Genomic DNA, 22,219 nt, shown 5'->3' on the forward strand with positions numbered 1-22,219 from the left:
GCAGCCGCCGTCAGGCCGCGGCCGGCACCGGCTCCGGGACCGTCGTGCGCGTCCGGTACACCGCGGCCGTCGCCAGGTAGGCCAGCGCGATCAGGGCGAACACCCCGCGCGACCACCCGGTGTCCGGCAGCGCGACCGCCGCCAGCGCCGCCGCGCCGACGAACGCCGCGTTGTAGAGGACGTCGTACAGCGCGAACGCCCGGCCGCGGAACTCGTCCGCGGTGTCCCGCTGCACGATCGTGTCGACCGCGATCTTGGCGCCCTGCGCCGCCAGGCCCAGCACGAACGACCCGGCGAGGACCGCCGGGAACGCGACGGTGACCGCGAGGAGCGCCTGCGTCGCGGCGGCCAGCACCAGGCAGATCGAGATCCAGCCCTGCGGCCCGACGAGGGGCGAGACGATCGGCGTCGCGACGATCGCCAGGGCGAAGCCGACCCCGGTCGCCGCGGCGACGGTGCTGAAGGTGACCAGCCCGGCCCGCGCGTCGGCGGGGTCGGACAGCAGGTTGCGCGAGATCAGCAGGCTCGCGATGAACACGGCCCCGTACAGGAACCGGTGCACGGCCATGACGCCGAGCGCCCGGGCGGGCGTGCCGCGCCGGACCAGGTAGCGGGCCCCGCCGACGAGGCCGCGGGCCAGGGTGCCCAGCGCCCGGCGCACCTCGGACGCGTCGGCCCGGGCGTCCGGGCCGAGCAGGTCCTTGCCGAGCCGGGTCGCGACCAGGGAGGCCGTCGTCATGAGAGCCGCGGCCGCGACCAGCGACGCCACGTCGCGGGCGGTGCCCCCGGGCAGGACCAGGCCGAGCAGGAAGCCGAGGCCCCAGCCGAGGCCGGACGACACCGTCCCGAGCGTCGGGGTGATCGAGTTCGCCGTCAGCAGCAGCGGCCCCGCGACGACCCGCGGCTGGGACGCCGACAGCGCCGACAGCAGGAACCGGTTGACCGACAGCGTCACGAGCGCCAGCACGTACACCGCAGGCCCGACGCCGGCCGTCGCCATCACCAGCGCCGTCAGCAGCGTCAGGCCCGTGCGGACGAGGTTGCCGACCAGCAGCACCTGCCGCCGGCGCCACCGGTCGAGCAGCACGCCGGCCCACGGCCCCACCACCGTGAACGGCAGCAGCAGCACCGCGAAGGCCGCGGCCACCCCGGTCGCGGTGGTCGCATTCTCGGGCGAGAAGAAGAACAGCGTCGCGAGGCCCGCCTGGAACAGGCCGTCCGAGCACTGGCTCACCAGGCGCACCGCGAGCAGCCGCCGGAAGTCGACCAGGGGCCACAGCTGCTTCAGATCGGAGACCACCTGCACCCGGCCAGGCTAACGGGCGTCCTCCTAGACTCGGACGCGGCCAGCCGACCGAGGAGACCCATGACCACCGACCCCCAGGACGCCGGCACGCTGCCCGACGGGTGGCGCACCATCCCGCCGGACCGACTCGGCACACCGGGCATCGCGTTCGCCGCCGCCCACGACGTGCCGGACGCCGGCTTCACCGCGAACGTCACCGTCGGGGTGCAGCGGTCCTCCGACCCGGGGCTGGTGCTCACGCTCGGCGCCGAGGCGCTCCGGGCGATCCAGGCCACCGAGCAGGACGTCGCGCTGCACCGGCGCGAGCAGGCCGGGGACGCCACGACGCCCGCGCTCGCGCAGGAGGTGCGCTTCACCACGACGATCGACGGGGAGCCGGTGCGGCTCACCCAGGTGCAGGAGTTCGTCGCCCGGCCCGGCGCCGACGGCGCGCCCGCGACGGTGTGGACGCTGTCCGCGACCGCCACGCAGGCGCAGGCGGAGGCGCTCGCGGACGACCTGGAGACGCTGCTCGGGGCGCTGCGGGCGGAGATCGCAGCGTCCTGACGACGCGTCGTCCCCGGGGACGCGCGAGGGGCCCGGCACCGATGTGGTGCCGGGCCCCTCGTCCCGGGTCAGCGCTCGACCGCGTGGTCGCGCTGCTCCTGCGCTGCGCTCCGGGTCAGCGCTCGATCTCGCCGCGGATGAACTTCTCCACGAGCTCCCGGCCGTACTGGTCCTCGTGCTGGACCGGCGGGGACTTCATGAAGTAGGTCGACGCCGACAGGATCGGGCCGCCGATGCCGCGGTCCTTCGCGATCTTCGCGGCGCGGACCGCGTCGATGATGATGCCGGCCGAGTTCGGGGAGTCCCAGACCTCGAGCTTGTACTCGAGGTTCAGGGGCACCTCGCCGAACGCGCGACCCTCGAGGCGCACGTACGCCCACTTGCGGTCGTCGAGCCAGGCGACGTAGTCCGACGGGCCGATGTGGACGTTGCGGTCGTCCTTCTTGCCGGCCAGCGGCCCGTCCTCGAGGTTCGAGGTGACGGCCTGCGTCTTGGAGATCTTCTTGGACTCCAGGCGCTCGCGCTCGAGCATGTTCTTGAAGTCCATGTTGCCGCCGACGTTCAGCTGGTACGTGCGGTCCAGGATGACGCCGCGGTCCTCGAACAGGCGGGCGAGCACGCGGTGCGTGATGGTCGCGCCGACCTGGGACTTGATGTCGTCGCCGACGATCGGCACGCCGGCCGCCTCGAACTTCGCGGCCCACTCGGGGTCGGACGCGATGAACACGGGCAGCGCGTTGACGAAGGCGACGCCCGCGTCGATGGCGGCCTGGGCGTAGAACTTGTCGGCCTCCTCGGAGCCCACCGGCAGGTAGGAGACGAGCACGTCGACCTTCGCGTCCTTGAGCGCCTGGACGACGTCCACGGCCTCCGCGTCGGACTCCTCGATGGTCTGGGCGTAGTACTTGCCGATGCCGTCGAGGGTCGGGCCGCGCTGGACGGTCACGCCGAGCGGCGGGACGTCGGCGATCTTGATGGTGTTGTTCTCGGACGCGACGATCGCCTCGGACAGGTCGAACCCGACCTTCTTGGCGTCGACGTCGAACGCGAGCACGAACTCCAGGTCGGAGACGTGGTAGTCCCCGAACTGCACGTGCATGAGGCCCGGCACCTTGGTGCCCGGCTCGGCGTCGGCGTAGTAGTGCACGCCCTGGACCAGCGACGAGGCGCAGTTACCCACGCCCGCGATCGCAACGCGGATGGCAGTCATCCTCGCTCCTTCTGAGGGGGTTGTGCCGCGACGATGGAGTCATCCTCGACAGCGTTCGTGCGGGTGGCGGCCGGGTGGCCGTCGCCCTGGGGACGGGCGCCGCGGTTGCTGCGCTCGTGGTCGATGAGGTCGTCGAGCCAGCGCACCTCGCGCTCGACCTGCTCGAGCCCGTGGCGCTGGAGCTCGAGGGTGTACTCGTCCATGCGGACGCGGGTCCGGGTGACGGACTCGCGGATCGTCTCCAGCCGCTCGGTGAGCCGGGTGCGCCGGCCCTCGAGGATCCGCAGCCGCGTCTCGGCGTCGGTCTGCCCGAAGAACGCGAACCGGAAGCCGAAGTTCTCGTCCTCCCACGCGGCCGGGCCGGAGGAGGCCAGCACGTGCTGGAACTGCTCCTTGCCCTCGGCGGTGAGCTGGTAGACGATCCGGGCGCGCTTGCCGGCGAGGCCGTGCGCGGGTGCCTGCTGCGGGTCGGACCCCGCGATGAGGCCGCGCGCGACGAGCGACTTGAGCGCCGGGTAGAGCGACCCGTAGGACAGCGCGCGGAACGAGCCGAGCAGCAGGTTGAGCCGCTTGCGCAGCTCGTACCCGTGCATCGGGGAGTCGTGGAGCAGGCCGAGGATCGCGGACTCGAGCACGTCGGACTTGGCGCGCACCGGACCCTCCTCCCGCTCGTTCGCACGACGATGTATCGAACTGATACATCGGGGAGCCTAGGGCGATCCGGGCGATCCGGGCAAGAGCGACGTCACGGCCGGCGCGTCGGGGACCCCCGATGCGGTGGTTCCCGCGCGGCTCACGTGCTCCGCGGGGCCGGTGCTGCGAGGATCCTCGTCGGGTCGGGAAGCCCAGCGGCAGGCCTCGTGGCGATCACGTGAAGGTCCGCGGGCCCGGGGGACCCCGCCCAGGGCCGACCCCACCGGCTCGCGCATACTGATCCGGGCCCGGCCGGCTCCTGCCGCTCGACGCCCCCTCACCGGTCCACAGGAAGGCAGTGCGTTGGCAGGCTCGACCCGACGGTCCTCGACCGCCCCCGCGCGGACGTCGCCGCGCGGCGGTGCGTCCCGGACCGCGGCCACCGGCACCGCCCGGGGCGGCGGCCGGCGGCGGATCATCGACTACCCGCGCCGGGGCTACCGCGGCCTGCACCGCTGGCTGCCCTCGTGGCGGTTCGTGGTCGGCAGCATCCTCGCCCTCGTCTTCCTGTGCCTCGGCCTCGCGGTCGCGGCCTACGCGCTCACCGACGTGCCCGCCCCGGACGACTTCGCCGAGGAGCAGGCCTCGACCGTCTACTACTCCGACGGCACCGAGCTCGGGACGTACCAGGGGCCGAACCGGAACCTCGTCGACTACGAGGACCTCCCGGAGTACATCGGGCAGGCCGTGGTCTCCGCCGAGGACAAGACGTTCTTCGAGAACCAGGGCATCGACCTGCGCGGCATGGCGCGCGCCCTCATCAACAACGTGACCGGCGGCGAGACGCAGGGCGCCTCGACGCTGACCCAGCAGTACGTCGAGCGCTACTACGTCGGCCAGACGACGACGGACTACCTCGGCAAGGCCAAGGAGGCCCTGCTGGCGATCAAGATCGCGCAGACGGAGACCAAGGAGCAGATCCTCGGCCGCTACCTCAACACGATCTACTTCGGCCGCAACGCCTACGGCATCGACGCCGCCGCCCAGGTGTACTTCGGCAAGCCCGCCGCCGAGCTCGACCTCTCGCAGTCCGCGATGCTCGCCGGGCTCATCCCGTCACCGAACAACTGGGACCCCGCCGTCAGCCCCGAGAAGGCCGAGCAGCGCTGGAACTACGTCCTCGACGGCATGGAGCGCGACGGCTACGTCACCGAGGCCGACCGCGACGCGCTGACGTTCCCCGAGACGATCCCCTACGAGCGCAGCGACCGGCTCGCCGGCCCCAACGGGTACCTGCTCGAGTACGTGACGCAGGAGCTCACCGCCACGGGCTCGATCACCGAGGAGATGCTGCAGCGCCGCGGCCTGCGCATCACGACGACGATCCAGCGGCCGGTGCAGGACCAGGCCGTCGCGTCGGTCGAGAAGCTCCGCAGCGGCGGGCTCTCCGACGGCGAGAGGCCCGCCGACGCGCTCAAGGTCGGCATCGTGTCGGTGGACCCGACCACCGGCGCGATCGTCTCGATGTACGGCGGCCCGGACTTCCTGGCCGACCAGATCAACCGCGCCACCCGCGGCAAGGCCCAGGCCGGCTCCACGTTCAAGCCGTTCACGCTGATCGCGGCCCTGGAGAACGGCAAGGCGCTCACCGACACCTACCAGGGCTACTCGCCGCAGGAGTTCGACGGCTGGAAGGTCAACAACTTCGGCTTCCAGGACTTCGGCACGATCGACCTGGTCAAGGCCACGGAGCAGTCGGTGAACACCGTGTACGCCCAGCTCAACCTCGAGATCGGGCCGGAGAAGACCGCCGACGTCGCCGAGCGCGCCGGCGTCACCTCGCCCGTCAACGCGCTGCCGTCGAACGTGCTCGGCACCGACGACGTCAGCCCGCTCGACATGGCGTCCGCGTACGCGACCATCGCCTCGCAGGGCACCTACCACAAGCCCTACATGGTCGCGGAGGCCACCTACCCGGACGGCGACGTCGCGTACTCGGGCCAGACCCAGCCGACGCAGCCGTTCGACGCCGGCGTCATGGCCGACACCACCTACGCGATGACCCAGGTGGTCCAGGCCGGCTCGGGGTCGACGTACATCAAGCCGATCGGCCGCGACATCGCGGGCAAGACGGGCACCTCGAGCGACAACAAGTCGGCGTGGTTCGTCGGCTTCACGCCGCAGCTGTCCACCGCCGTGGCGCTCAGCCAGGTCGGGGAGAACGGCAAGGACGTCGCCGAGATCACGCCGTGGGGCGGCGTGACGCAGGTGACGGGGTCCACGTGGCCGGCCGCGCTGTGGGCCGACTACATGACGCCGGTGCTCCAGCTCGACAACTACTCGACGCCGACGCCGTTCCCCCCGCGGGCGAACGTCAACGCCGACCGCCTCCCCACCGCGCCGCCGACCACGGAGGCGCCGGTCGAGACGCAGGCACCCGAGCCGGAGCAGCCCTCGACTGTGCCGGTGCCCGACGGCCTCGTCGGCATGCTGTCCGGCGACGCGCAGGCCGCGATCGTGAACGCGGGTCTCGTGCCGGCGGTCAAGGAGGTGTTCGACGCGTCCCCGGTCGGCACCGTCCTCGCGGCGAGCCCGGGACCGGGCGCCCAGGTGGCGCCCGGGTCGACCGTGACGCTGCGCGTGTCGAAGGGGCCGAAGCCGCAGGAGCCGCCCGCGACGCAGGAGCCGCCGCCCGGCAACGACCCCGAGCCGAGCGAACCGCCTGCCGGCGACGCCGCGGGCGATCCCGCCGGCGGCTGACCACCCCCGGGGCCGTACCGCGCGGCCCTCGGGAACCGGTAGACTGGTGCGCTGCTGTGCCCACCCGGCGTCGCCGATCGACGCCGGTGCGGACGCAGCGACGCACGACACCCTCCTGCCACGGAACGACCGTGGCCGCCGAGACCAGAGGAGGTGGGTATGAGCCTGCGTCAGTACGAGATCATGATCATCCTCGACCCCGACATCGAGGAGCGCACGGTCGCTCCGTCCCTCGACAAGTACCTGTCGGTCGTCAAGACCGACGGTGGCTCCGTCGACAAGGTGGACATCTGGGGCCGTCGCCGCCTGGCGTACGACATCAAGAAGAAGTCCGAGGGCATCTACGCCGTCGTCGACTTCTCCTCGACGCCGGACACCGCCAAGGAGCTGGACCGCCAGCTCGGCCTCAACGAGGCCGTCCTCCGCACGAAGGTGCTCCGCCAGGACGCCTGAGAGCTGTCAGACCGCGCGCGTACCGTCCCCGAGCAGGGGCGGCACCGCCCGAGACGAGCATTCGACGAGAACGAGGAGCTGGCATGGCTGGTGACACCACCATCACGGTGATCGGGAACCTGACCGCCGACCCCGAGCTGCGGTTCACCCCGTCCGGGGCCGCGGTCGCGAACTTCACCGTGGCGTCCACGCCGCGCACGTTCGACCGCCAGAGCAACGAGTGGAAGGACGGCGACACGCTGTTCCTCCGCTGCTCGATCTGGCGGGAGGCGGCGGAGAACGTCGCCGAGTCGCTCACCAAGGGCACCCGCGTCATCGTCAGCGGCCGGCTGGTCCAGCGGTCGTACGAGACCCGCGAGGGCGAGAAGCGCACGGTCTACGAGCTGCAGGTCGACGAGGTCGGCCCGTCGCTCCGCTACGCCTCGGCCAAGGTCACCCGGACCCAGCGGTCCGGCGGTGGCGGCGGCTTCAGCGGCGGCGGTGGCGGCGGTGGCGGCTTCAACCAGGGCGGCGGCTTCAACGGCGGCGGCCAGGCCGCGCAGGACGACCCGTGGGCCACGCCCGCGGGCGGCGGCGCGGGCGGCTACTCCGACGAGCCCCCGTTCTGATCGACCTCTGAGGCACCGGCGGGCCCACGCCCGTCCGTGCCCGCACAGCACACCCCATCCCGGGGCATGGCAACGCCCCGGGCTCCAGACGTAGAAGAGGAGCACCACGATGGCCAAGGCCGTTGTCCGGAAGCCCAAGAAGAAGCAGAACCCGCTCAAGGCGGCGAAGATCGAGTCGGTCGACTACAAGGACACCGCCCTGCTGCGGAAGTTCATCTCCGACCGCGGGAAGATCCGCGCCCGCCGCGTGACCGGCGTGTCCGTCCAGGAGCAGCGCGCGATCGCGCGGGCCGTCAAGAACGCCCGCGAGATGGCGCTCCTGCCGTACTCGTCGTCGGCGCGCTGAGAAGGAGCACGAAGATGGCCAAGCTCATCCTGACCCACGAGGTCACGGGTCTCGGCGCTCCCGGTGACGTCGTCGACGTCAAGGACGGGTACGCCCGGAACTACCTGGTCCCCCGCGGCCTCGCGACCACCTGGTCGAAGGGCGCCGAGAAGGAGATCACGCAGATCCGCCGTGCCCGCAAGGCCCGCGAGATCGAGACCCTCGAGGAGGCGCGCGCCGTGCGTGACTCCCTCCAGGGCAACCCGGTGACCGTGACGGCGAAGGCCGGCGAGTCCGGCCGCCTGTTCGGCGCCATCACGACCGCCGAGATCGCCGACGCGGTGAAGGCCGCCGGCGGCCCGTCGATCGACCGCCGCAAGGTCGAGGTCGCGCAGCCGATCAAGGCGACCGGCGAGTACGAGGTGCAGGTCCGCCTGCACGCCGAGGTCTCCGCGAAGCTGACCGTCAAGGTCGTCGCGGCCTGACCCAGCACCACCCGCACGCCCCGTCCCGGTCCGCCGGGGCGGGGCGTGCGTGCGTCCGGGGGCGGACGGGATCCGTCCCGCGGGGGAGGTCGGGGCCCGGCGCGCTCGGTAGCGTCGCGGGATGAGCGAGCAGCCACCCCCGCCCGCGCCGGCGGGCGACGACGAGGACTCGGGCAACCCGAACGCCGCGTTCCTGCCGATCGGGATCGTGTTCCTGGTCCTCGGGCTCGCCGGCCTGGCGAACGACTCCATGCGGGCGTCGGCGTTCGCGTTCCTGCCCGTCGGGATCGTCTTCATGGTCCTGAGCATCCGCTCGGCGGCGCCGGGGGCGGCCGCGTCCGGCGGACCCGCCGCGCCGGCCGGACCCGAGGCGCACAGGCCCGACGAGCCCGACGGGCCCGACGTCACGCCCCGGTGACCATCCACCGCTCGCCGCGGGCGCGCAGCCCGGTGGTCACCGCCCGCGCCAGCATGAACACCCCGGCGAACGCCGCCCACAGCCACGCGAGCCCCGCCCAGCCCTCCGGCGCCCACGCCCGGACGGCCAGCGCGACCGGGACGTAGACCGCGAGCGTCACCAGCCCGGCCCCCGCGAGGAACCGGCCGTCGCCCGCCCCGATCAGCACACCGTCCAGCACGAACACCCAGCCGGCCATCGGCATGAGCACCGCGGCGACGACCAGCGCGACCGTCACCGCGTGCCGCACCTCGGGGTCCGACGTGAACGCCGCGGACAGCCACCACCCCAGCCCCCCGGTGACGGCGCCGAGCACCACCCCGGCGCCGACGCCCCACTGCAGCGTGCGGCGCAGCAGGGACCGCACGAGCGGCACGTCCGCGGCCCCGAGCGCGTGCCCGACGAGCGCCTGGGCGGCGATGGCCAGCGCGTCGAGCGCGAACGCCACGAACCCCCACACGGCGTTGACCACCTGGTGCCCGGCCAGCGCCACGGGGCCGAGGCCGGTCGCCACCCAGACGGTCAGCAGGATCGCCGCGCGCAGCGACAGCGTGCGCAGCAGCAGCGGCGTGCCGGTGCGGGCGCCGGCGAGGATGCCGCCCGCCGCGGGCCGCAGGGACGCCCCGGCGGCCCGGGCGCCGCGGACGACGACGAGCACGAGGGCGGCGCCCATCGCGAGCTGGGTGATCGCCGTGCCGAGCCCCGACCCCGCGATGCCCAGCCCGGCCCCGTAGACGAGCACGGCGTTCAGCACGGCGTTGACGGCTGCCCCGGTGCCGGCCACCACGAGCGGCGTGCGGGTGTCCTGCAGCCCGCGCAGGGCGCCGGTCGCGGCGAGGACGAGCAGCATCCCGGGGAGGCCGGGCGCGGAGGCGCGCAGGTACGCCACGGCCTGGTCGGCGACGTCCCCCGTGGCACCGAGCGCGCCGACCGCCCACGGCGCGAGGACGAGCACCGCCGCCGCGAGCACCACGCCCAGGCCGCCGCCGAGCCACAGCCCGTCGACGCCGACCTGCAGCGCCCCCGCGCGGTCGCCGGCGCCGAGCCGCCGGGCGACGACCGCCGTCGTCGCGTACGCCAGGAACACGCACAGCCCCACGACGGTGACCAGCAGCGTCGACGCCAGCGAGAGGCCCGCGAGCTCGGTCGTCCCCAGCCGTCCGACGATCGCCGAGTCGACGAGCACGAACAGCGGCTCGGCGACGAGCGCCCCCAGCGCCGGCACGGCGAGCGCGAGGATCTGACGGTCGACGGTGGACAGCATGTGTCCGAGGCGTGAAATCCGGCCCAACTTCGTCCTGTCCACATCGGTTCACGGCGTTTGCGCCGGTGAGAACGTCCTGGTCGCGGGCCTGTCCGGCCTCATCCACACCTGTGTCCACGACCTGTGGACAGTCACCCGGTGCGTGTCCACAGCCTTCCACACCCTCGCCCACACCCCCTGTGGACGACTCGCTTGCCGCTCCCCTCCGGTCGCGCCTAGCCTCGCGTCGGCGCGCGAACCGTCCGGGTGTCCGCCGTCCTGCCGGGGGTGTCGGTGGCAGGCGGTAGAACGGGAGTTCGGCGGGGCGTGGGCGACGACATGAAGGCGGGGCGGGGCGCGTGACCATCGAGGACCTGGAGTACGGGGCGCCCGCGGGCGGCCGCGCGGCGTTCGACCGGACACCCCCGCAGGACCTCGACGCCGAGCAGTCCGTGCTCGGCGGCATGATGATCTCGAAGGACGCCATCGCCGACGTCGTCGAGCAGATCCGCGGCAACGACTTCTACCGCCCGGCCCACGAGGCGATCTACGACGCGATCATCGACCTGTACGGCCGCGGCGAGCCCGCCGACGCCGTCACCGTCGCCGACGAGCTCACCAAGCGCGGCGAGATCGGGCGCATCGGCGGCGTGCCGTACCTGCACACCCTCATCTCGATGGTGCCCACCGCGGCGAACGCCGGGTACTACGCCCGCATCGTCCGGGAGCGCGCCGTCCTGCGCCGCCTCGTCGAGGCCGGCACCCGCATCGTGCAGCTCGGGTACGCCACCGACGGCGGCGACGTCGACGACATCGTCAACAACGCGCAGGCCGAGGTCTACGCCGTCACCGAGCGCCGCACCACCGAGGACTACCACCGCCTCGGCGAGGTCGTCGCCGGCACCCTCGACGAGATCGAGTCCGCCGGGCACCGCGGCGAGGGCATGGTCGGCGTCCCCACCGGCTTCGCCGACCTCGACCGCCTCACCAACGGCCTGCACCCCGGGCAGATGATCGTCATCGCCGCCCGACCCGCCATCGGCAAGTCGACCCTCGCGCTCGACTTCGCCCGCGCGGCGTCCATCAAGAACCACCAGGCGTCCGTCGTGTTCTCCCTGGAGATGAGCCGCTCCGAGATCACGATGCGCCTGCTGTCCGCCGAGGCCCGCGTACCGCTGCAGAAGATGCGCACCGGCCAGATGGGCGACGACGACTGGCAGAAGCTCGCCGCCATCCAGGGCAAGCTCACCGAGGCGCCGCTGTTCATCGACGACTCGCCGAACATGTCGCTCATGGAGATCCGCGCCAAGTGCCGGCGCCTCAAGCAGAAGCACGACCTCAAGCTCGTGCTCATCGACTACCTGCAGCTCATGTCCTCCGGCAAGCGCGTCGAGTCCCGCCAGCAGGAGGTCTCCGAGTTCTCCCGCGCGCTCAAGCTGCTCGCCAAGGAGCTCGAGGTCCCCGTCATCGCGCTGTCCCAGCTCAACCGTGGCCCCGAGCAGCGCACCGACAAGAAGCCGCAGATGAGCGACCTGCGTGAGTCCGGCTCCATCGAGCAGGACGCCGACATGGTGATCCTGCTGCACCGCGAGGACGCGTACGAGCGCGAGTCGCCCCGCGCCGGCGAGGCGGACCTCATCGTGGCGAAGCACCGCAACGGGCCGACGGACACGATCACGGTGGCGTTCCAGGGGCACTACTCGCGGTTCGTCGACATGCAGGCGTGAGGAAGCGGCGACAGCAGCCCGTGCCGTAGCGGCCCGCCGGCCCGCACCGGCGGTGCACGCGCTCTCGCGCACCGACCGGAGGAACGGCCGCAGGTCGGGTTCGCACGGAGCGTGACACGTCCTGTCCGGTGCCGCCCGCCCGGTCGTTATGGTGCGAGCGCGCCGCTCTCCTTCCGTCCTCGCCGCCGGGACACGGGTGTCCCGGGAAGGTCGGAGGGCCGCCTGGACGAGCGCGTCCGCGTTCGTCGCTGGGGTCCCGCCGTGCGCAGCGACGGGTTCACAAGGGGAGTCCGAGCGTGTCTCGAGCTGTGTCGTCGTCGCGCATCGCGGTTGCCAGCGTCGCCGTGATCACCGCCCTGTCCGTCTCGTCAGGGGTCGCGGTAGCCACCGGGGGCACGGGCCCGACCACCGAGGTGCCGTGCGTCGAAGCGGCCGCGGACACCGACGAGGCGCGCGTCGTCGCGGAGTCGTGCGACACGGAGGTCGAGGTGCTCGACGCCCGGACGGAGTGGAACACGCTCTACGCGCAGGCGGACGGCACCTGGCGGCTGGACATCTCCGCGACGGCGGTCCGCACGCAGGTGGCCGGGGAGTGGACGGAGATCGACACCCGCGTCGTGGAGGGTGACGGGGTGCTGACGGTGGCGAGCCCGGTCCGCCCGATGGAGTTCAGCGACGGGACGCCGGGCGCCCCGTTGGCGCGGATCGAGCGTGACGGCCACACGCTCGACTTCGACGTGCCGTTCGACCTGCCCCGGCCCGCCGTGGACGGCGACCAGATCACCTACGGCGAGGTGCTGCCCGGCGTGGACCTCGTGGTGACCGTCAACGACGACGGAACGGGCTTCTCCGAGGTGCTGCGCGTCGAGGACGCCGCAGCTGCCGCCGACCCCCGCCTGGCCCAGCTGAGCTTCCCCGTCGAGACCTCGGCGAGCCTGGCGCTGGAGGAGGACGCCGGCGGCTTCGTCGCGGTGGACGAGAGCGGCGAGCGCATCTTCTCGAGCCCCACCCCCGCGATGTGGGACTCGCGACTGCCGGCGCCCACCGCGATCCGGAGGTCGCTCGCGGGACCCGGAACCGACGCGGTCACGATGCCGGAGACAGGTGCGAGCGGGGACGAGGTCGACCTCGAGCGGGCGCCCTCGCTCGCGAGCGAGGTGAGCCAGCTCCCGGTGGAGCTGGACCCTCAGGGCGTGACGATCACGCCGGACGCGGACATGATCGCGGACGACGCGACGGTCTGGCCGCTGTACATCGACCCGGCGATCAGCGGCTCTCTGAACGAGTGGACCGCCGTGCGCGACGTGTACGGCCAGTCCTACCGGTTCAACCCCGACGAGGGCGTCGGGCTGTGCAGCCGGGCGACCTCGACGACGTGCAGCACGACGTTCCGCAGCAGGATCCTGTGGAAGTTCGGCGGCCTGTCGTCGATCGGCGCGATGGACGTCGCCGACGTCACCGGGGCGACCTTCGCGGTGGTCGGTACGCACTCGTACGACTGCACGGCCCGGCCGGTGACGGCGTACCGCGTCGACAACTGGAGCTCGTCGACGCCGTGGCCGGGCGGCCCGACGTGGATCCCGCAGAGCACGTTGACGGTGGCGCACAAGTCGTCGTGCGCCGGGCAACCGGTCCGCTGGCTGGAGTTCTCCGCGCTCGAGGCGGGCAGGGCGGTCGCCAACGCGAACTCCTCACAGCTCACGATGGGCCTCGCTGTCGACGAGGGGAGCATGGCCTACTGGAAGCGGTTCCGGAACGACGCGGGACTGTCGATCAGCTTCAACCGTGCGCCGAAGACGCCCACCGGCGTGCGCTTCTCGGACCCCGCGGCGTCCTGCGTGACGGGATCGTCGCGGCCGGTGCTGCGGGTGGTGAACCCGGTCCTGTACGCCGTCCTGTCCGACCCTGACGGCGACCCGGTCCGGGCGAACGTCGACGTCTACGCGGCCGGCACGAGCACGCCCATCCTCTGGCACTCGCGCCCGGCGGCTCAGGCATCCGGGGCCGGTCAGTCCGTCCGGTTGGGCGGGATGCAGCACGGGAAGAAGTACCGCGTCCAGGTCAACGGCGTGGACCCCGGCGTCCGGGGTGGTACCCACGTCGCGTGCGAGGTGGAGATCGACACGGTCGCGCCGGCTGCCCCGAAGGTCACGTCGTCGATCTACGCGACGGGCGTCCCCGCCGGGGGAGTGGGTGTCGCCGGCACCTTCACCTTCGCGAACGGCGGCTCGTCCGACGTCGTGTCCTACAAGTACTCCTTCAACTCGACAGCCCTGGACCGCTCGACCAAGGTGGCGAGCCCCACGGTCTCCTTCACGCCGACCGCCGCGGGTTCGCAGACCCTCTACGTCCAGTCGGTCGACCGCGCGGGCTGGACCAGCCCGCGGCAGAGCTACACCTTCACTGTGGCGTTCCCGGCGAGCACGATCTGGACGCTCGACGAGACGACGGGCACGAGCGCCGCGAGCCTGAGCCCCACGGGCGACGCGTTCCCGCTGACCCTGAGCCCGGCGCCCACTCGGGTCGACGGCTCCTACGCGGAGGCCGGCTCCGACCCGGCGGACCGCGCCCTGCTGCTCGGAGGGACGGGCACGGTCGGAACGAGCGTCCGCATCCCCGTGCAGACGTCGGCGAGCTTCGCCGTCTCCGCCCTGGTGCGGGCTGACACGGCCTCGGGAGCCGCCTCGGTGCTGAGCCAGGACGGCACGACGACGGCCGGGTTCGACCTGGGCTATCGGCCCTGCGCCTCCGGGCCCGGGAGCTGCTGGTCGTTCGCCATGCCGCGGACGGACGCGGCGACGCCGGCGCTCGACGCCGCGGTCTCGACCATCCCGGTCGAGGCCGGGCAGTGGACGCTCGTCACCGGGGTCCACGACGCCGGGGCGGACGCCCTGCGCCTGTTCGTCTGCACGGTCGGCGACGAGCCGGGCGACCTCGAGCCCATCGGCCCCGTCACGGTCCCGCACGCCTCGGCCTGGTCCGCGACCGGGACGTTCCGGCTCGGCGGGACCAGGTCCGCGGGCGTCGCGGCGTGGACCGGGGCAGTGAGCGAGGTGCGGTCCTGGACCGGCGCCGTCGACGACACGACCGTGAACCGCGCCTGCAACCAGCCGGCCGGCTGAACTCACCACCGACGCAGCAGGGGAGCGCACGATGAGCAGCTGGGGCAGGGTGCGGCGTGGAGTCGCCGGGACAGTGACCGCGGCCCTGGTGGCCTCGCTCGTGGTGCTGGCGCCGGATGTGGCGCGTGCATCCGACAGGTTGCCCTCGGACGGTGAGCGCCGGGCGCACGGCGAGGAGGTCGCGCAGGAGCTCGACGTGACCGAGCCCTTGCCGACCGTGGACGGCCGGGTCGAGGTCGAACCGCTGCCCGAGATGCCGCTGTCCGACCTCGGTGCCGGGGCCTGGCCCGAGGACGCGACGACGACGCTGGCCGGGGACTCGCCGGCGGCCGATGGTGCCGTCGTGGACCTGGCGTGGGCCGAGGGCGCTCCACCGGAGCCGGGCGTGGAGGCCGACGCCAGGCCCGAGGAGCCCGTCGCAGCGGGTGGGGACGCTGGGGGCGGCACCGTGACCGGCAGCGACACCGACGAGGGTGCCGTCGGGAGCGGGACCGAGCAGAGCCCTGTGGTCGGCGGGGTGGACGACCCCGCGTCGGAGCCTGCTCCTGCGACGGACGGCGGGGCCCCGGCTCCGCCGGAGGTCTCCGTCGAGGTCCTCGACCGGGAAGCGGCCCGGGACCTCGGCGTCGAGGGCGTGGTCCTCGACCTGACCGCAGAGCCGGAGGCCGACGGCGCGCCCGTCGAGCTGACCGTCGACTACGCGGCGTTCGCGGACGCCTTCGGCGGGGACTGGGCGGAGCGGGTCCAGCTCGTCGAGCTCCCGGACTGCACGGCGGACGACCCGGAGGCGGACGGGTGTCGCACCCGGGTCCCGGTGGAGGCGACGAACGACGTCGAGCAGGGCACCCTCACGGCCTCCGTCGCCGCGACGGGCGCTCGGCTCATGGCGGTGACAGCAGGGTCCTCGGGTTCGACGGGGAACTGGTCGGCCACGCCGCTGTCCCCGTCCGCCACCTGGCAGGTCTCCGGTCAGACCGGTGCCTTCAGCTGGTCGTACCCGATGCGCGTGCCTCCGACGTCCGGGGGACCGCAGCCTGACCTGGCCCTCTCGTACTCGTCGGGCTCGCTCGACGGTCGGGTGGCGTCGACGAACAACCAGACGTCCTGGATCGGGGACGGGTGGGACCTGGACGCCGGCTACGTGGAGCGCAAGTACCAGCCGTGCTCCGAGGACAGGGGCGGTTCGGCCACGAACGCGGCACATCGGACAGGTGACCTCTGCTGGTTCAGCGACAACGCCACGCTCGTGTTCGGCGGGTCGGCCACCGAGCTCGTCAGGGACGCCTCGACGGGCGCGTGGCGGGCCGAGACCGATGAGGGCTCCCGCATCGAGCACCTGACCGGCGGCTGGAACGACGACGACGACGGTGAGTACTGGCGCCTGACGACGACCGACGGCACGCAGTACTACTTCGGGCGCGGCAAGCGCGCGGCGTCGGACGCGACCCAGCTGAGCTCGGCCTGGTCGGTCCCGGTGTTCGGCAACCACCCGGGTGACCCCTGCTACGCGGGGAGCTACGCGGCGTCGGTGTGTCAGCAGGCGTGGCGGTGGAACCTGGACCACGTCGTCGACCCGTCGGGGAACACCTCCACCTACGTGTACGAGAAGGAGACGAACTCCTACGGCAGGAACAACAACCAGGCCGTGTCGTCGTACGTCCGCGGCGGGTACCTCAGCCGCATCGAGTACGGCCAGCGAGCGGGATCGGAGTCGTCGTCGCCCGCTCCGGCGAGGGTGCTCTTCACCGTCGGCGAACGGTGCTTGCCGACCGACGGAGTCTCCTGCGACCCGAGCGCGCTGACGGCGGCGACCGCGTCCTCGTGGCCCGACGTGCCGGCGGACCTGATCTGCACGTCGACGTCGAGCTGCCCGGAACAGACGTCGCCGACCTTCTTCACCCGCAAGCGGCTCGTCACGGTGACGACGCAGGTCCGGGTCGGGGCCTCCTACCAGGACGTCGACTCCTGGGGGCTGCGCCACACCTTCCCGGACACAGGCGACCGCACCAAGTCCGCGCTGTGGCTGGACGGGATCACGCACCGGGGGCTGGTGGGGTCCACGATCACCCTGCCGGAGGTGACCTTCCGCGGGATGCAGATGGCGAACCGCGTCGACGCCACGGGCGACGCGGGGCCGCCGATGAACCGCTACCGCGTGACGGCGATCAGGTCCGAGTTCGGCGAGACCGTCTCCGTGAACTACGCGCCCCAGGACTGCGCGCCGGGCGACGTGCCGGCCTCGCCGGACAGCAACACCCGCCGGTGCTTCCCGGTGACCTGGCACCCCGAGGGCACCGGACCGGAGATCCAGGAGTACTTCCACAAGTACGTCGTGGAGAGCGTCCTCCAGAACCCGAACGACCCCGTCAGCATGGCGGTCGAGACGTCGTACCGGTACGTGGGTGAGCCCGCCTGGCACTACGACGACAGCCCGTTCACCCCGCCGGCCAGCCGCACGTGGAGCGAGTTCCGCGGCTACGCCACCGTCGACCTGATCGCCGGGTCCCCCTCCGAGCAGCGGTCGCACGAGCGCACGCGCTACTTCCGCGGCATGGACGGGGACAGGCTCGCCGGAGGCGGCACGCGGTCCGTCACCGTCGACGGCGTCGCGGACGTCGAGCGCCTCAACGGCTTCGTCCGCGAGGAGGTCGTCTACGACGGCCTGGACGGGACGGAGGTCTCCGCGACGGTCACGACGCCGTGGGTCTCGGGGTCGACCGCGGTCGCGGCGGACGGTCGGCGTGCCGCGTTCGTGCGGGCGGGGACGGTGGAGTCCCGCACCACGGCACCGGCGCTGCCGGGCGGCCGGCGCACCACCCGGACCGTCACCTCGTACGACGGGACCTACGGGATGGTCACGCAGGTCGACGACCAGGGCGACGTCGCGAGCGCCGCCGACGACCGGTGCACCCGCGTCGAGTACGTGCGCAACACCGGGGCGCACGTGGTCGGGACGGTGCGGCGGTCCGAGACCGTCGCGGTGCCCTGCGCGACCACGCCGGTCCGACCGCGTGACGTGATCGCCGACCAGCGGACCTCGTACGACGGCGCCGCTTTCGGGGCGACCCCGACGCGAGGGCTGCCGTCAGCCACCCAGGTCGTCGCCTCCTACTCCGGCACGACGCCCACGTACGCCACGACCTCCACGACGACCTACGACGCGCTCGGTCGCCCGACGGTCGTCACGGACGCGATGGGGCGCGCCACGTCCACCGCCTACACGGGGACGGGTGGCGTGGTGACCGGGACGTCGGTCACGGCGCCCGACCCGGACGGTTCGGGCCCGGTGACCGCGGGTGTCACGACGACGCAGATCGACCCGGCCTGGGGCGCGACGACCACGGTGACGGACCCCAACGGCAAGGTCACCTCGGCGACCCTCGACGCGCTCGGCCGCACCACGGCCGTCTGGAAGCCGGGTCGCGCGCAGGGTTCGGCCACCCCGCACGTCAGCTACGAGTACGCGATCTCGCAGAGCGCGCCGAACGCCGTCTCGACGAAGACGCTGACGGCGGCCGAGACGTACCTCACCAGCGTCGAGCTCTACGACGGCATGCTCCGGCCGCGGCAGAAGCAGGTGCCGTCGGCCGCACGGGACACGCCGGGCCGCATCGTCACGGAGTCGTTCTACGACAGCCGGGGTCTCGTCGCGAAGACCCACGGCGCCTGGTTCGCGAGCGGGTCGCCGAGCTCGACCCTCGCCGTCTCCGCGACGGCCGTCCCGTCGCGCACGCGGTACGTGTACGACGGCGTCGGCAGGACGACCGTCGAGATCACCGACGTCGGGGAGCAGGAGCGCTGGCGCACCACCACGACGTACGGCGGTGACAGGGTCAGCGTCGACCCGCCCGAGGGGGGCACCCCCCAGACGACGATCAGCGACGCGCGCGGCCGGGTCACCGAGCTCCGGCAGTACCTCGGGGCCGGTCCGTCCGGCACGTACCGGGCGGCGACCTACGGCTACGACAAGGCCGGCAACCGGACCTCCGCGAAGGACGCCGTCGGCAACACGTGGACGTACTCCTACGACCTGCGGGGCAGGCAGGTGTCGGCGACGGACCCGGACAAGGGCACGACGACGAGCACGTACGACGACGCCGGCCTCGTCCGGTCGACCACGGACGCCCGCGGGACCACGCTCTTCACAGTCCGGGACCAGCTCGGCCGGCAGACCGAGCTCCGCGAGGGCTCGGCGACGGGCACGGTGCGGGCCCGCTGGACGTACGACACCCTCCAGAAGGGGCTGCTGACGTCGTCGACGCGCTACTCCGGGAGCGCCGCGTACGTCTCGGCGGTGACGGGCTACGACGACGGGGGTCGGCCCCTCGGCACGTCGGTGACGCTGCCGAGTGCGGAGGGTGCTCTCGCCGGCACGTACACGACGTCCTCCACCTACACGGCTGACGGCCAGGTCAAGACCGTGAAGCTGCCCGCCGCGGGAGGGCTCGGGGCGGAGACCGTCACGACCCGCTACGACGCGCTCTCGCGCGCCGAGTGGATGGCGGGTGGCCTCGGGTGGGGCGTCTACGTCGCGGACACGGTCTACGACGTCACCGGTGAGACCCTGCGGCAGGACCTCGGCAACACGTACGCGTTCTTCGTCAACCACCAGTACCAGGAGGGCACGCGTCGGCTGGAGAAGACGTGGGTCGAGCGCGAGGGCGTCGCCGGCATCGACATGGACCTCACGTACACGTACGACGCCACCGGCAACCCGACGTCGATCGTGGATCGGCCGACGGGCAAGCCCGTGGACGCGCAGTGCTTCGCGTACGACGGCCTGCGCCAGCTCACGTCCGCCTGGACCCCCGCCTCGGCGGACTGCGGCGCCGCCCGTAGCGCCGCCGCACTCGGCGGCCCCGCGCCGTACTGGAAGGACTACGCGCTGGACGCGGCCGGCAACCGGTCCAGCGAGACCGTGCACGCCGCGGCAGGCAGCACGACGTGGGCGTACACGTACCCGGCGGCCGGGACGGCCCGGCCGCACGGGGTCACGAAGGTCACGCGGTCCGGTGCGCAGGGTGCGGCGACCAGCACCTACGCCTACGACGCCGTCGGCAGCACGACCACGCGCGCCGTCGCCGGTGCCACGTCGCAGACCCTCGCCTGGGACGCCGAAGGCCGGCTCACCTCGGTCAAGCAGGGGTCGACGACGGTGATGTCGGCGCTCTACACGGCCGACGGCGAGCGTCTGATCCGCCGGCAGGGTGGCGTCACCACCGTGTACCTGCCCGGTGGTCAGGAGCTGCGGCTGACCACGTCGACCAACGCGGTCACCAGCACCCGGTACTACAGCTTCAACGGCCAGGTCGTGGCGATGCGGACCGGGAAGTCGGGTTCGACGGTCAGCTCGATGGTCGCGGACCCGCACCAGACGGCGACGATGGCGATCGCCAACACCACCAAGGTCATCACGCAGCGCCGCACCGACCCGTACGGCAACGCGCGCGGTGCGGCGGCCGGCACGTGGCCCGGGGACCGCGGCTTCCTCGACAAGGTGCTGGACAGCACGGGGCTGACGCAGGTCGGCGCGCGGTACTACGACGCGTCGATCGGGCGGTTCGTCTCGGTGGACCCGGTGATGGACCTGGCCTCGCCGCAGCAGTGGGCGGCGTACTCCTACGCGGACAACAACCCGGTCGCGAAGTGGGACCCCACGGGGCTGATCCCGATGATCGACGGGAAGTGGGGTTCGCCGCGGGCGGCTGCCGCGGCGCGGAAGGCGACCGGGGGCGGGGGGTCCGGCTCGGGGGCGGCGACGGTTGCGCAGCGCGTGGTGTCGAACGTGACGCGCCCTGAGGGTCGGGTGGCGTTCTTGGCGGGCGCGGCCAACGGGCTCCTGACCATGCAGTACCAGACGTGGTCGGCGCTTCTCTCATGGGGTCAGCGGATGCTCCCGCGGCCGGTGGTGACCCTACCGCGCCTGCGACTGATCCCCGTCCCGTACGGGGAGGACATGTACAGCCCGGCGTACGACGTGGGGGAGGTCGTCGGGCCGGCGCTCGTCACCTGGGGGGTCGGTGGTCTGGCGTCGGGGGGCCGGGCCGCGCTGTCCGCAGGGGCCCGGGGCGCCGGGGCTGCGACGCGGGCGGCGGGGGTAGGGTCAAGGACAATCGCAGAGACTGGTGCGGCGAGGTTCACGGTGAACTCAGCGGGCGAAGCGACTATGTCCCTGCGAGCGGGCTCGACATCGCTTGGGGTGTCTGAGCACGCCGCGTTGCGGATGACGCAGCGAGGCATCTCTAGCGATGCCGCTGAGGCGACGTTGGCGCATCAGCCCTTCCCGTACTTCCACAAAGGCGCCTGGAAGACTGGCTTCTACGATCCAGCCTCCCGGATCTTCCTTGGCTCCGTGAACGGTGAGGTCACGACAGTGATCCGGGGTGCCAGTCCGAACTACATCGACAACCTGAAGGCGGCTACACCATGAGGGTCACCTATGACGCCGGAGTCGACGCCGCCTACATCTATCTGGCCGCCGAAGTTCGTGCAGGGGGCGTCGCCCGGACCGTTCCTGTTGATCCTCGCGAGACCGACGGCATGATCAACCTCGACTTTGATGCCGAGGGTCGGTTGGTGGGGATCGAGGTCCTCGACGCGAGTCGGTTCCTCAGCCCGGATCTCCTAGCGTTGGCCGAGCCGTGATGGTGCGGCGGTGATGACCCAGCCAGGCACGGCTCGGCTCCCGGTCTGGCCGCCGCTTTGCTGACCGTGGTCCCGGCCGTCTTGGACAGCCTGCTGGGTGCGGTGCCGGCGTCGGGGACGACACCCACCTACGCCTACAGCACCGCGGTCCACGTCTACGACGCCCCCGCCCGGTTGTCGTCACCGGACACCGCGACGTCGTGCGTGCGGGGTTCACGTCAAGGCGCAGACTCGCGTCGTGGGGGAGATCTACCTCGAGGCGAGGCTGCTGTACTGCTGCAGAAGCCGCAACCCGGGCCGACATGGCCGGGGCTATGTGCAACTTCGGACCACCATGTCGCGTAGCCCGAACATGGAGGCGACGATCGACGCAAACATTTCGGGAGTCGACATCACGAAACTGAAGTTCAACCCATGAGTCCGGATGAAGCGGCGATCGCCGTTGCGGTGGGGGAGAGTATAAGTCGAGAACTCGACGAAGACTGCGTCGGGCTCTGGGTGATCCCATGGGATATTCGCCGCAGGTTGAATCCGGCGGACGACGATCTTGTTCGGGAGATTGCCCGAGCGGTTCTCCAGGGGCTATCGCATTCAGCTGTGCGCATCGGTGAGTTGGGAGACGGCTCCGGCGCCTTTTCGCCGTGGCCGGTGCGGTCGGGAATTGAGCGCGCGCTCCGCGACTGGAGGCAGCTTGGCCGT

General features: G+C 72.4%; 15 protein-coding genes. 11 read left to right on the plus strand and 4 right to left on the minus strand.

The annotated features are described in order from the left end of the window. Positions 1-10 precede the first annotated feature (10 nt). The gene (locus P9841_RS11120) at positions 11-1,306 is read right to left on the minus strand and encodes an MFS transporter (RefSeq protein WP_283318752.1); all 1,296 of its coding nucleotides are present in this window, start codon (positions 1,304-1,306) and stop codon (positions 11-13) included. A gap of 60 nt (positions 1,307-1,366) precedes the next feature. Between P9841_RS11120 and P9841_RS11125 the strand changes: the two genes are divergently transcribed. Next, positions 1,367-1,852, plus strand: a complete 486-nt coding sequence (locus P9841_RS11125) for a hypothetical protein (RefSeq protein WP_283318753.1) — start codon at positions 1,367-1,369, stop codon at positions 1,850-1,852. 115 nt (positions 1,853-1,967) lie between these two features. Here the strand turns inward: P9841_RS11125 and P9841_RS11130 are convergent, their stop codons facing one another. Both P9841_RS11130 and P9841_RS11135 read right to left on the minus strand, forming a co-directional pair. Further along, positions 1,968-3,062, minus strand: coding sequence for an inositol-3-phosphate synthase (locus P9841_RS11130; protein ID WP_283318754.1), 1,095 nt, complete (start codon positions 3,060-3,062; stop codon positions 1,968-1,970). Then, positions 3,059-3,715: a PadR family transcriptional regulator gene (locus P9841_RS11135; protein ID WP_222170865.1), complete on the minus strand. Its 657-nt coding sequence runs from the start codon at positions 3,713-3,715 to the stop codon at positions 3,059-3,061. The genes P9841_RS11130 and P9841_RS11135 overlap by 4 nt, the downstream gene beginning before the upstream one ends. Before the next feature lie 343 nt (positions 3,716-4,058). On the opposite strand from P9841_RS11135, the gene P9841_RS11140 reads away from it, so the two are divergent. The 6 genes from P9841_RS11140 (at position 4,059) to P9841_RS11165 (ending at position 8,744) form a co-directional block, all read left to right on the plus strand. Then, a complete protein-coding gene (locus P9841_RS11140; RefSeq protein WP_283318755.1) occupies positions 4,059-6,455 on the plus strand; it encodes a transglycosylase domain-containing protein in 2,397 nt (798 codons plus the stop codon). 159 nt (positions 6,456-6,614) lie between these two features. After that, positions 6,615-6,908, plus strand: coding sequence for a 30S ribosomal protein S6 (gene rpsF / locus P9841_RS11145; RefSeq protein WP_146834523.1), 294 nt, complete (start codon positions 6,615-6,617; stop codon positions 6,906-6,908). Between the two features lie 83 nt (positions 6,909-6,991). After that, complete coding sequence (locus P9841_RS11150) at positions 6,992-7,516, plus strand: single-stranded DNA-binding protein (RefSeq protein WP_283318756.1); 525 nt, start codon at positions 6,992-6,994, stop codon at positions 7,514-7,516. Positions 7,517-7,625: 109 nt separating this feature from the next. Continuing rightward, positions 7,626-7,862 carry a 30S ribosomal protein S18 gene (gene rpsR, locus P9841_RS11155; RefSeq protein WP_013772910.1) on the plus strand — a complete coding sequence of 79 codons (237 nt, stop codon included), beginning with the start codon at positions 7,626-7,628 and terminating at the stop codon, positions 7,860-7,862. 14 nt (positions 7,863-7,876) lie between these two features. Beyond that, a complete protein-coding gene (gene rplI / locus P9841_RS11160) occupies positions 7,877-8,326 on the plus strand; it encodes a 50S ribosomal protein L9 (protein ID WP_222170862.1) in 450 nt (149 codons plus the stop codon). 121 nt (positions 8,327-8,447) lie between these two features. Then, positions 8,448-8,744 (plus strand): hypothetical protein, encoded by a 297-nt coding sequence (locus tag P9841_RS11165; protein WP_283318757.1) that lies wholly within the window; start codon positions 8,448-8,450, stop codon positions 8,742-8,744. Here P9841_RS11165 and P9841_RS11170 read toward each other — a convergent pair. Continuing rightward, positions 8,731-10,047, minus strand: a complete 1,317-nt coding sequence (locus P9841_RS11170) for an MATE family efflux transporter (RefSeq protein WP_283318758.1) — start codon at positions 10,045-10,047, stop codon at positions 8,731-8,733. The two genes, P9841_RS11165 and P9841_RS11170, sit on opposite strands and share 14 nt — an antisense overlap. 338 nt (positions 10,048-10,385) lie before the next feature. Between P9841_RS11170 and dnaB the strand changes: the two genes are divergently transcribed. From dnaB to P9841_RS11190, 4 genes are all read left to right on the plus strand, one after another. Next, entirely contained in the window at positions 10,386-11,753 is a 1,368-nt protein-coding gene (dnaB, locus tag P9841_RS11175; protein ID WP_222170859.1) for a replicative DNA helicase, read from the plus strand. A 344-nt stretch (positions 11,754-12,097) separates the two neighbouring features. Then, positions 12,098-14,875, plus strand: a complete 2,778-nt coding sequence (locus tag P9841_RS11180; protein WP_283318759.1) for a LamG-like jellyroll fold domain-containing protein — start codon at positions 12,098-12,100, stop codon at positions 14,873-14,875. Positions 14,876-15,071: 196 nt separating this feature from the next. Further along, complete coding sequence (locus P9841_RS11185) at positions 15,072-21,305, plus strand: RHS repeat-associated core domain-containing protein (protein WP_283318760.1); 6,234 nt, start codon at positions 15,072-15,074, stop codon at positions 21,303-21,305. Further along, positions 21,302-21,520, plus strand: coding sequence for a DUF2283 domain-containing protein (locus P9841_RS11190; RefSeq protein WP_283318761.1), 219 nt, complete (start codon positions 21,302-21,304; stop codon positions 21,518-21,520). Before P9841_RS11185 ends, P9841_RS11190 begins: the two co-directional genes overlap by 4 nt. Positions 21,521-22,219: the final 699 nt, after the last annotated feature.

The organism is Cellulomonas sp. ES6, assembly GCF_030053835.1.
Lineage (GTDB): Bacteria > Actinomycetota > Actinomycetes > Actinomycetales > Cellulomonadaceae > Cellulomonas.

Excerpts from the sequence above, each read along its gene's own strand:
- P9841_RS11190 (WP_283318761.1), top strand. The coding sequence starts at position 21,302 with ATGAGGGTCACCTATGACGCCGGAGTCGACGCCGCCTACATCTATCTG.
- P9841_RS11125 (WP_283318753.1), top strand. The coding sequence starts at position 1,367 with ATGACCACCGACCCCCAGGACGCCGGCACGCTGCCCGACGGGTGGCGC.
- rpsR (WP_013772910.1), top strand. The coding sequence starts at position 7,626 with ATGGCCAAGGCCGTTGTCCGGAAGCCCAAGAAGAAGCAGAACCCGCTC.
- P9841_RS11130 (WP_283318754.1), bottom strand. The coding sequence starts at position 3,062 with ATGACTGCCATCCGCGTTGCGATCGCGGGCGTGGGTAACTGCGCCTCG.
- P9841_RS11150 (WP_283318756.1), top strand. The coding sequence starts at position 6,992 with ATGGCTGGTGACACCACCATCACGGTGATCGGGAACCTGACCGCCGAC.
- P9841_RS11165 (WP_283318757.1), top strand. The coding sequence starts at position 8,448 with ATGAGCGAGCAGCCACCCCCGCCCGCGCCGGCGGGCGACGACGAGGAC.
- P9841_RS11170 (WP_283318758.1), bottom strand. The coding sequence starts at position 10,047 with ATGCTGTCCACCGTCGACCGTCAGATCCTCGCGCTCGCCGTGCCGGCG.
- rpsF (WP_146834523.1), top strand. The coding sequence starts at position 6,615 with ATGAGCCTGCGTCAGTACGAGATCATGATCATCCTCGACCCCGACATC.
- rplI (WP_222170862.1), top strand. The coding sequence starts at position 7,877 with ATGGCCAAGCTCATCCTGACCCACGAGGTCACGGGTCTCGGCGCTCCC.